Raw genomic sequence first — 10,651 nt, 5'->3', positions numbered from 1 at the left:
TACCTTCTGCACGCGGCGGGGCTTCTTGGCGGTTTCCTTGCGCTCGCCTTCGGGCTGGCCGCGGGTGACGGCGAAGGTCATCTTGCGCTCCCGCAGGTCGGCGTCGACCTTGACGTGGTCGCCGTGCAGCACCTCGCCGTCCAGGATCTTGAGCGCCAGCGGGTCCTGGATGAGGTGCTGGATGGCGCGGCGCAGCGGGCGCGCGCCGTAGTTCGCGTCGTAGCCCTCGGCGAAGAGCAGCTCGCGGGCGGCCTCGGTCAATTCCAGGGTGATGTGGCGATCGGCCAGCAGCGCGCGCAGGTGCTCGAGCTGCAGCTCCACGATCTGCTTCAACTGCTCCTTGTTGAGCGGGTTGAAGACGATGATGTCGTCCACCCGGTTGAGGAACTCGGGCTTGAAGTGCTGCTGCAGCGCCGCCAGCACCTGCCGGCGCGCCTCCTCGAAGTCCTTGTCCGAGCGCAGGCTGTCGGCCTGCAGGTAGCTGGAGCCGAGGTTGGAGGTCATGATGATGACCGTGTTCTTGAAGTCCACCTTGCGGCCCTTGCCGTCGGTCAGCCGGCCGTCGTCCATGATCTGCAGCAGGATGTTGAAGACCTCGGGGTGGGCCTTCTCGATCTCGTCGAAGAGGACGACCGAATAGGGGCGGCGGCGCACCGCTTCGGTCAGCTGCCCGCCCTCCTCGTAGCCCACGTAACCCGGAGGCGCGCCGATGAGCCGCGCCACCGCGTGCTTCTCCATGTACTCCGACATGTCGAGCCGCACCATGGCGTGCTCATCGTCGAAGAGGAACTCGGCCAGGGCACGCGCCAGCTCGGTCTTGCCCACGCCTGTGGGCCCCAGGAAGATGAAGGAGCCGATGGGACGGCGGGGATCGGAGAGCCCGGCGCGGGAGCGGCGCACGGCGTTGGCCACGCGCTCCACCGCCTGGTCCTGGCCGATGACGCGGCGGTGCAGCCGCGCTTCCATCTCCACCAGCTTGCGCACCTCGCCCTCCAGCATCTTGGAGACCGGGATGCCCGTCCACTTGGAGACGATGCGGGCCACGTCCTCCTCGTCCACCTCCTCCTTGAGCATGCGGGCGGCGCGGCGGTCGCCGTCGAGGGTGGCGCTGAGCCCGGCCAGCTCCTGCTCGGCCTTGCGCAGCAGGCCGTAGCGGATCTCGGCCACGCGCTCCAGGTTGCCCTTGCGCTCCTCGCGCTGCTCCTCGGCCTTGAGCTGCTCGATCTTCTCCTTCAATTCGCGGATGCGGGCGATAGCTTCCTTCTCCTGCTTCCAGCGGGCCTTGAGGGCGTTGGACTGCTCGCGCACCTCGGCCAATTCGCGCTCCAGCTCGCCCAGGCGCTCGCGGGAGTTGGGGTCGTCCTCCTTCTTCAGCGCCTGGCGCTCGATCTCGAGCTGGGTGGCGCGGCGCTCCAACTGGTCGATCTCGGTGGGCAGGGAATCGATCTGGATGCGCAGCGAGGCGGCGGCCTCGTCGATGAGGTCGATGGCCTTGTCGGGCAGGAAGCGGTCGGAGATGTAGCGGTGGGAGAGGGTGGCGGCGGCCACGATGGCGGAGTCCTTGATGCGCACCCCGTGGTGCACCTCGTAGCGCTCCTTCAGCCCGCGCAGGATGGCGATGGTGTCCTCCACGTTGGGCTCGCCCACGAAGACGATCTGGAAGCGGCGCTCCAGGGCCGCGTCCTTCTCGATGTACTTGCGGTACTCGTTGAGGGTGGTGGCGCCGATGGCGCGCAATTCGCCGCGGGCCAGCGCCGGCTTGAGCATGTTGGAGGCGTCGATGGCGCCCTCGGCGGCGCCCGCCCCCACCAGCGTGTGCAATTCGTCGATGAAGAGGATGATCTGCCCCTGCGAGTCCTCGATCTCCTTGAGCACGGCCTTGAGGCGGTCTTCGAACTCGCCGCGATACTTGGAGCCGGCCACCATGGCGCCCAGATCGAGCGAGATCAGGCGCTTGCTCTTCAGGATCTCGGGAACGTCGCCGGAGACGATGCGCTGCGCCAGTCCCTCCACGATGGCGGTCTTGCCCACCCCGGGCTCGCCGATGAGCACGGGATTGTTCTTGGTGCGGCGCGAGAGCACCTGCACCACGCGGCGGATCTCGTCGTCGCGGCCGATCACGGGATCCAGCTTGCCGCGGCGGGCCAGGTCGGTGAGGTCGCGGGCGTAGCGCTCCAGCGCCTGGTACTTGGCCTCGGGATTGGGATCGGTGACGCGCTGCGAGCCGCGGATGGCGGTCAGCGCCTTGAGCACGCTCTCATAGCTGGCACCGTGGCGCGTCAGGATGGCCTGGGCCGCGTCGCCCTTGGCCTGCACCAGCGCCAGCAGCACGTGCTCGGTGGAGACGTACTCGTCCTTGAGTTTGTCGGCCTCCTTGAAGGCCGACTCCAGGATGCGGGTGACGGTGGGCGAGAGGTGCGCCTGCAGCACGCCGGAGCCGCCCGAGACCTTGGGCAGGTGCTCCATCTCCTGGCGCAGCTCGGCGGCGACGGCGTCGGCGCTGACGCCGATCTTGGCCAGCACCGGGGCGACGATGCCCTCGCGGTCCTCCACCAGCGCGGCCAGCAGGTGCAACGGCAACAATTCCGGGTTGCCGTGGTCGGAGGCCAGGTTGTTGGCCGCCTGCATGGCCTCCTGGGCCTTCACCGTCATCTTGTCCCAACGGATGCTCATAAGGAAAGTCTCACGTTTCCGGTTTCAAGTTTCAAGCAAAAGAAAGCGGGAGGGGCCGTGCAAGCCGCCTCCCGCCGAGATTGCGGACTGGGGCAGGTCTTACGCGGCCTTGCCCACGGTCACCTTGATCTGCTTGGGCTTGGCCTCGGCGCGCTTGGCCAACCGGATCTTCAGGATACCGTTCTCGTAGTTGGCCTCGACGTTGCCGCTGTCCACGGCGTCAGGCAGGGTGAAGGAGCGCGCGAAGGCGCCGTAGCGCCGCTCGATGCGATGGAAGTTCTCTTCCTTCTCCTCCTTCTCGAACTTGCGCTCACCCTTGACCGTGAGGGTGTTGTTCTCCAACTGTACGTCGATGTCCTTCTCCTCGATGCCGGGAACTTCCAGCTTGAGGGTGATGGAGTGCTCGTCCTCGTAGATGTCCACCGGGGGCACGAAGGTCCCGGAGGTCATCAGCTCCTCCCGGGAGGGCCCGAGAGTGTCCTGGAAGAGCCGGTTCATGCGCTCCTGGAAGGAAACCAGGTCGCGGAAAGGGTACCAACGAGTCAACATGGTCATGGTCTCTTGACCTCCTGCTTAGGAAGAAATTCTCTGCTCGCATCCGATTGGATGCCGTAGTTAGCGTAAAAGAATCATAAAAGTTGAGTTAAGTATTGTCAATACAAGAAGTGTATTGTTTATCAATTACTTACTATCGAAATGAGGCACTTAAGGTAGGACGTTTCTGGGATGGTGAGAACAATGGGGTGGTCCCTGGCCTGGGTGCGCTGCTCCACCAGGCGGAGAGAGCGGTGGGCGTCGCGGGCGGCCGAGGAGAGCATCTCGAGGAAGTCACCGGCGCTGACGTGGAAAGAGCAGGAACAGGTGACCAGCAGCCCGCCGGAGCGGAGCATCTTGAGGGCGCGCAGGTTGAGTTCCTTGTAGCCGCGCAGGGCGGTGGCCAGGGCGCTCTTGGAGCGGGCGAAAGGCGGGGGATCGAGCACGACGGTGTCGTAGCGGCGGCCGGCGGCGGCGTAGTCCTTGAGCAGGTCGAAGGCATTGCCCTCGATCCACTCCATCTCGGGCAGGGAGTTCAGGGCGGCGTTCTGCTCGGCCATCTCCAGGGCGGGGCGCGAGGAATCCACGCCGGTGACGCGGCAGCCGGCGCGCGCCAGATGCAGGGCAAAGCCGCCCTGGTAGCAGCAGACGTCGAGGGCCTCGCCGCGGGCGAGATGGGCGGCAGCGGCGTAGTTCTCGCGCTGGTCGAGGAAGAGCCCGGTCTTCTGCCCGCCCAGGGCGTCGTAGTGGAAGCGCACCCCATTCATGCAGATGACGGTGCGGGTCAGCTCGCCGTAGAGCGGTCCCGCCGGGCGCGGCGGCAGCTTCTCCAGTTCGCGGATGCGCGGCTCCACGCGCTCCACCACCGAGGCCGGCGTGAGCGCTTCCACCAGGGTGGCGACCACGGCCTCTTTGACGGCGGGCTGGTCCATGCTCTGGGTCAGCGCCTGCAGGGAGAGGATCTCGTTGTAGCGGTCGACGATGAGGCCGGGCAGCCCGTCGGCCTCGCTGAAGACCAGGCGGCAGGCGTCAGAGTCACGGACTACCCGCCGGCGGTACTCCAAGGCGGCCTGCAGGCGCCGGCGGAGCAGGTCGAGGAGGTCGCCGGGTCCAGCCAGCGCCCGGGGGGTCAGCAGACGGATCGCGATCTCCGAGCTGGAACTGTAGAGCGCGCTGCCCAGGAGCTTGCCGCGGGAGTCGGCTACGCGCACCAGGGCGCCGGGGGCGGCGCCGCCACTGGAAGCCAGATCGGAGCGATAGACCCAGGGATGTCCGGCGCGCAGGCGGGCCGCGCCCCGCGGCCGCAGCGTCACCGTGGCGGGGGCCGGCACCATCCCCTACGGCCCCTGGTTCTGCAGCTTGGCCAGGGCGGCCGCGGCCCGCTGGGCGGCGGGGCCGTTGGGCGATTCCTTCAGATAAGTGGCGTACTCGACCGCGGCCTCCTGCGGCATGTGGCGGGCCTCGAAGGCGAGCGCGGCCATGATGTGGACTACCGAATATCCTTCGTGAGGCATGCTGTGGACCTTCCAGGCGGTATTGATGGCCTGGTCGTAGTGGGCGGTCTCCAACTGCACATCGGCCAGCATGGTCAGGGCGTCGAGGTTGAGGGGATCGGTGCTGAGGGCGCGGCTCAGCAGCTCCTGCGCCTCTGAGTACTTCTTGTCGGGGAGCAGGAGCCGGGCCAGATTGATGCAAGCCAGGGGATAGTGGTCGTTGAGGCGCACCGCCTGCTGGAAGGCGGCCAGGGCGGCGGCACGGTCGCCGCTCTTCATGGCGATGAGGCCCAGATTGTTGTAGGCGCCGGCGTACTGGGGATAGATCTGGATGGCCTTCTCAAAGGCCTTGCGGGCTGCGGCCAGGTCGTTGTGCTGGAGCGCGGCGGTGCCCTTCTCGAACTCCTTGTGGGCCTTCTCCGGGACGTTGAGGTCCACCGCCGCCACCGTGCTCCCGGAAGCGGCCGGGGAGACGACTGTGCTCTCGCTCTCGGCCTCGCTTCCGGCCTTCATCTTCACGTCTACGTTCTCGAAGTGCGTGCCTTCGTTGCACAGGAGCCGGAAAACCGGGGTGGTGGTGTCTTCGACGCTGGGGCCGCTGATGCGCAGGACGTAGCTGCCGGGCGAAACCCGGAAGTTCGCTTCCCCCTGGTTGTCGGTGAAGACCTCGCCCACGTAGGTCTCCAGGCTGTTGAGCAGTTGGATACGCTCGCGCTCAGCCACGGGACGGCCGTTGGTGTACCACAAGCGGACCTTGAGGTCCACGGGTTGGACGGTCCGGTCGTTCTCCGTGCATTGGGCGGCGGCCGAAGGGCCCAGCCCCAGCAGCGCCGGCAGCAGAAGCAGCAGCAGAGTCGAGCGGGATGGCATGATCCGCACCTCCTGACAGCTATTGGGCCGCGGGCGTCTCGGCCTGCTCGTTGTCTTCCTGGGCCGCGGGCGGGCGGGACGCGGCGGCAGGGGCATCGGCGGCGGCGACATGATAGAGAATGCGGCCGCAGGAATCACAGGTGAGGACCTGTTCGTTGGCGCACACCTCGACGTATTTCTGGGGACGGAGCAGCACGTGGCAGGCGGTACACTGCTGCTCGCGGACCTCGGCCAGAGCCGTGTGGCGCAGCTTCAGTACCCGGTCGTAGTGGGAGAGGGCGGCATCGCCGATGCCGGCGCGCAGGGCCTGGCGCTTGGCCGTCCATTCCGCCAGTTGCCGCTCATCCTCGGCGGTGCGGGCGCGGGCCTCCGCCTGCTCCTTCTCCACCTCGGCGGTGCGCGCCTTCAGCTCCGCCTCGGCGCCGCGGATGGCCTTCTCCTGGGTCTCCGAATCCAGCATGAACTCCAGGATCTTGTCCTCGCAGGAGCGGATCTCGCCCTCCGCGAAGTTGATCTCCTGCAGCAGGGCCTTGTACTGCTCGTTGGTTTTCACTTCCAGGGACTGGTCGCGGTACTTGGAGATCTTCTGCTGCTGGGCCTGGATCTCACCTTCCAGCTTGCGGCGGCCGGACTCGTTGGCCTTCACCGCCGCCTTGGCCTTCTCCACCACCGCGCGGGCGTCGGCGAGTTTGGCCTCGATCCCGGCCACGCGGCGGGGCAGGGCAGCGATCTCCGCCTGCAGCCGCTGGATCTCGGCGTCGGTACGTTGCAGCTCGATCAGTTTTTCCAGGTCGGCATTCATGAGGACGGGGCCGGTCGGGGTATGAATCCGTCAATTGTAGCACCGGCCTCCCGCCCTCGGGGGAGCGGGCCGCCCGGGCGGCGGCAGCCGTGGCATGGCGGCCTCCCGCGGTGTAGACTCACCAGTTTCGGGACGGATCCCATCTCGCCCGCTGGAGGAAGACCGTGAAACGCCTGCTGGCTTTGAGCGTGCTGGTTGCCGTGGCCTGGGCGCAGCCCCCCGCACCCGGGTTCAAAGCGGAGGAGAAGGCGCTGACCATCGAGGCCATCGCCGGCGGGGGCATCACCGGCCGCGGCCCAGAGACCCTGCAGTGGAGTCCCGACGGCAGCCGCGTCTCCTTCATCCAGCGCGATGCCAGCGGCGAGAAGGGCGAGCTGTGGAGCCTGGAGGCGGCCAGCGGCCGCAAGGCGGTGCTGGTGGGCGCCGACAAGCTCAGCCTGCTGGTGCCGCCCGCTTCCAAGCTCAAGAACGAGCAGCAGCGCGAGGCGGCGACCCGCTACGGCATCGCCGGCTACCACTGGGCCCCCGACTCCCAGCACCTGCTCTTCGATTCCCAGGGCCAGCTCTGGCTCTACAGCCTGGCCAGCGGCGCCGCCACCCAGCTCACCTCGGTGACCGACCCCATCAGCGCTCCCCAGTTCTCCCCCGACGGCAGCCGCGTCGCCTACCTGCTGCAGCACGATCTCTGGGTGCAGACCCCGGGCAAGTCGCAGCCGCAGCGTCTCACCAAGGACGGCAGCCGCAACCTGCTCAACGGCGAGGTGGACTGGGTCTACGAGGAGGAGCTGGGGGTGCGCAGCAACTACTCCTGGTCGCCGGACTCGCAGAAGATCCTCTTCCTGCAGATGGACGAGAGCCAGGTGCCCATCTATCCCATCGAGGACTTCCTGCCCACCCATCCCACCCTCTACATGGAGAAGTATCCCAAGGCGGGGGACCCCAACCCGGCGGTGCGGCTGGGGGTGGTGAGCGCCTCCGGCGGAAGGGTGAAGTGGCTGGCGGTGCCCATGGAGGCCCGCCGGGAGGAGGGTTCCGCTCCCGACGACAGCTTCTACATCCCGCGCTTCGGCTGGGTGCGGCCGGGACTGGCCTACGTGCAGGTGCTCAACCGCGCCCAGAACCAGCTCGATCTCTACTTCGTGGACACCGAGTCGGGCAAGGCGCGGCGGGTCTTGCGCGAGAGCAGCAGGACCTGGGTGGACGTGAACAACGATTTCCGGGTGCTGAAGTCGGGCGACCGCTTCTTGTGGGCGAGCGACCGCGACGGCCACAACCACCTCTACCTGTACCGCTTCGACAAGGCCGCTCCTCTGGGCGGCGAGGCCCGGCTGGAGCGGCAGCTCACCCGGGGCGATTTCGAGGTCTCCGGGGTGGAGGCGGTGGACGAGGACGCCGGCCTGCTCTATGTGGCTGCCAACGCCGGCGACCCGCGCCAGCGCCAGCTCTACTCGCTGAAGCTCGACGGCAGCGATTGGCGCCAGGTCAGCCAGGGCGCAGGCTCGCACTCGGCCGAGTTCGCTCCCGACGCCAAGCACTACATCGCCGGCTTCTCCAGCCTGCTCACTCCGCCGCGCACCGAGGTGTGCGCGCCCGCGGGCCCCTGCTTCCCGCTGTGGCAGTCGAAGGACGTCGCGGCCTACGGCCTGATCCCGCCCCGGTTCGTCAACTTCAAGGCCGACGATGGCACCGAACTCCAGGGCATGCTGATCCTGCCTCCCGACGCCAGCCCCACGCACAAGGTCCCGCTCATCCTCAATCCCTACGGCGGGCCGCAGGCGCAGACGGTGCGCGACGGCTGGGGCGGGCCCAACTTCCTCTTCGACCAGATCCTGGCCAAAGAGGGCTTTGCCATCCTGATCGTGGACAACCGCGGCATGGCCGGGCGCGGCAAGAAGTTCGCCGAGCCCATCTTCCGCAGCTTCGGCGCCACCGAATTGAAGGACCAGTTGGCCGCCCTCCACCAGGCCCTGGAGCAGTTCCCGCAACTCGACGGCTCCCGCCTGGGCTGGTGGGGCTGGAGCTACGGCGGCTACATGACCCTGTACGCGCTCACCCACTCCGACCTGTTCAAGGCTGGGGTCTCGGTGGCGCCGGTCACCGACTGGCGCGACTACGATTCCATCTACACCGAACGCTACATGGGCCTGCCCAAGGACAACGAAGCCGGCTATCAGAAGGCCTCGCCGGTGAATTCGGCGGCCGGCCTCGAGGGGAGCCTGCTCATCGTGCACGGCACTGGCGACGACAACGTCCACTTCCAGAACACGGTGCAGATGACCGACGCCCTCATCGCCGCCGGCAAGCAATTCGACCTGATGTTCTATCCCGGCAAGACCCACGGCATCGCCGGCAAGACGGCGCGCTCGCATCTCTACCACCTCATCCAGCAGCACTTCGAGCAGGCGCTGAGGGGGCATTGATTCGCGGCGGAGCGTGATGCCTGTCCCTTCCCAAGCCGCCCACCACGAGAAGGCCGCCCCGCGTCTGACCCTGGGCGACTTCGAGCTCACCCTGCTCTCCGACGGCACCTACTGGCTGGACGGCGGCGCCTTCTTCGGCGTAGTCCCCAAGCCGCTCTGGGAAAAGAAGATGAAGCCAGACGAGCACAACCGCCTGGCTGTGGGCATGAACTCGGTGCTGGTGCGCACCGGCAAGCACACCGTGCTCATCGAGACCGGGATGGGCAACAAGCTCTCCGAGAAGCTGAAGAAGATCCACCAGCCGAAGGAGAAGCTGCTGGCGAGCCTGGAGGCGGCGGGGGTGGCGCCCGACCAGATCGACGTGGTCATCAACACCCACCTGCACTTCGACCACTGCGGCTGGAACACGGTCTACGAGAAGGGGCAGGCGGTGGCCACCTTCCCCCGCGCCCGCTACTACGTGCAGGAGGGCGAGTGGCGGCACGCTTCCCTGCAGCACGAGCGCGACCGCGTCAGCTACATCAGCGACAACTACGATCCCCTCATCCGCAACGGCCAGATGCACCTGCTGCACGGCGACAGCGAGATCGTGCCCGGCATCTCGGTGAAGGTCTATCCCGGGCACACCCGCAACCTGCAGGCGGTGATGTTGCGCAGCGGCGGCAAGAAGGCCTGCTACGTCTCCGACCTGGTGCCCACCACCGCCCACCTCGACCTGACCTGGGTGATGGCCTTCGACCTCTTTCCCCTGGAGACCATCGAGAGCCGCAAGCGGCTGTGGGAGGCGGCGGTGCCGGAGAAGTGGCTGATGATCTTCACCCACGACCACCACACGCCCTGGGCCTATGTCGAGCAGGCGGGGGAGGGGCGCTACGTGGCGCGGCCTGTCTAAAAATGCAGAATGCAGAATGATGAATGCAGAATGAATGCCGTCGCAGCATTCCGCATTCTCAATTCTCAATTCTGCATTCGAAGAACTGCTCCACGCACTCCAGGATCTCCTGCTCGGTCTTGGCTTCGTAGACGGCCTTGCGCAGAGTGGCGCCGCCGTGCACCCCGTGGGTGAACCAGGAGGCGAACTGCTTCATCTTGCCGGCCGCCCCCGGCATCTGCTCCTCCACCAGCATGCGGAAGTAGGTGCGGATCATGAGGTAGCGGTCCTGGTCGGTGGGCTGGTCGTAGCGGCCGGTGGCGGTGAACTGCGCGATCTGCCGGAAGATCCAGGGATTGGAGGGGGCGGTGCGCCCGATCATCACCGCGTGGCAGCCGGTCTGCGCCACCATGGCGGCGGCGTCCTCGGGGGCACGGATGTCGCCGTTGCCGATCACCGGGATGCGGACCGCCTCGCGCACCGCGGTGATCCACTCCCAGCGCGCCTGGCCGCTATAGCCCTGCTCGCGGGTGCGGGCGTGCAGCGCCACCGCGTTCAGCCCGCACTCTTCGGCCAGCTTGCCCAATTCCACGCAGATGATCTCCTCGTCGTTCCAGCCGGCGCGGTACTTCACGGTGAAAGGCACGGTCACGGCCGCGCGCACCGCCTCGAAGATGCGGCGGATGCGGGGCAGGTCGCGCAGCAGACCGCTCCCGGCGGTGCACTTCACGACTTTGCGCGCGGGGCAGCCCAGGTTGAGGTCCACCAGGTCGAAGCCCAAGTCCTGGCAGAGGCGGGCGGCGTCGGCCATCACCTGGGGCTCGCCCCCGAAGAGCTGCGCCGAGATGGGGTGCTCGTCGTCGTAGAAGTGGAGGTAACGCTTGGCCTTCTTGTCGCGGGCGCGGAGCACGCCGTCGGCGGAGGTGAACTCGGTCATGATCAGGCCGCAGCCGCCCAGGTTGCGGATGAAGCGGCGGAAGACGGTGTC

The 10,651-nt window shown here is 67.3% G+C and carries 8 protein-coding genes; 2 read left to right on the top strand and 6 right to left on the bottom strand.

Translation table 11 applies throughout. From position 1 onward, the window contains the following. From clpB to VEG08_15955, 5 genes are all read right to left on the bottom strand, one after another. Positions 1 to 2,673: ATP-dependent chaperone ClpB (gene clpB, locus VEG08_15975; protein HXZ29493.1), on the bottom strand; the 2,673-nt coding region annotated here is incomplete at its 3' end. Positions 2,674 to 2,772: 99 nt separating this feature from the next. Then, entirely contained in the window at positions 2,773 to 3,228 is a 456-nt protein-coding gene (locus VEG08_15970; protein ID HXZ29492.1) for an Hsp20/alpha crystallin family protein, read from the bottom strand. Between the two features lie 122 nt (positions 3,229 to 3,350). Continuing rightward, the gene (locus tag VEG08_15965; protein ID HXZ29491.1) at positions 3,351 to 4,541 is read right to left on the bottom strand and encodes a class I SAM-dependent rRNA methyltransferase; all 1,191 of its coding nucleotides are present in this window, start codon (positions 4,539 to 4,541) and stop codon (positions 3,351 to 3,353) included. A 3-nt stretch (positions 4,542 to 4,544) separates the two neighbouring features. Then, positions 4,545 to 5,570, bottom strand: a complete 1,026-nt coding sequence (locus VEG08_15960) for a tetratricopeptide repeat protein (GenBank protein ID HXZ29490.1) — start codon at positions 5,568 to 5,570, stop codon at positions 4,545 to 4,547. A 19-nt stretch (positions 5,571 to 5,589) separates the two neighbouring features. Continuing rightward, the gene (locus VEG08_15955) at positions 5,590 to 6,372 is read right to left on the bottom strand and encodes a C4-type zinc ribbon domain-containing protein (GenBank protein ID HXZ29489.1); all 783 of its coding nucleotides are present in this window, start codon (positions 6,370 to 6,372) and stop codon (positions 5,590 to 5,592) included. Between the two features lie 164 nt (positions 6,373 to 6,536). Between VEG08_15955 and VEG08_15950 the strand changes: the two genes are divergently transcribed. Together VEG08_15950 and VEG08_15945 are read left to right on the top strand one after the other, a co-directional pair. Beyond that, on the top strand, positions 6,537 to 8,792 hold the full coding sequence (locus VEG08_15950) for a DPP IV N-terminal domain-containing protein (protein HXZ29488.1): 2,256 nt from the start codon (positions 6,537 to 6,539) through the stop codon (positions 8,790 to 8,792). A gap of 16 nt (positions 8,793 to 8,808) precedes the next feature. Then, a complete protein-coding gene (locus VEG08_15945) occupies positions 8,809 to 9,684 on the top strand; it encodes an MBL fold metallo-hydrolase (protein ID HXZ29487.1) in 876 nt (291 codons plus the stop codon). Between the two features lie 58 nt (positions 9,685 to 9,742). Here VEG08_15945 and dusB read toward each other — a convergent pair. Then, on the bottom strand, positions 9,743 to 10,651 hold a 909-nt coding region (gene dusB, locus VEG08_15940; protein ID HXZ29486.1), incomplete at its 5' end, for a tRNA dihydrouridine synthase DusB.

The sequence above is a fragment of the Terriglobales bacterium genome, from assembly GCA_035624475.1.
Taxonomy (GTDB): Bacteria; Acidobacteriota; Terriglobia; order Terriglobales; family Acidobacteriaceae; genus DASPRL01.
This window is presented reverse-complemented; position numbering and strand designations above follow the sequence as displayed.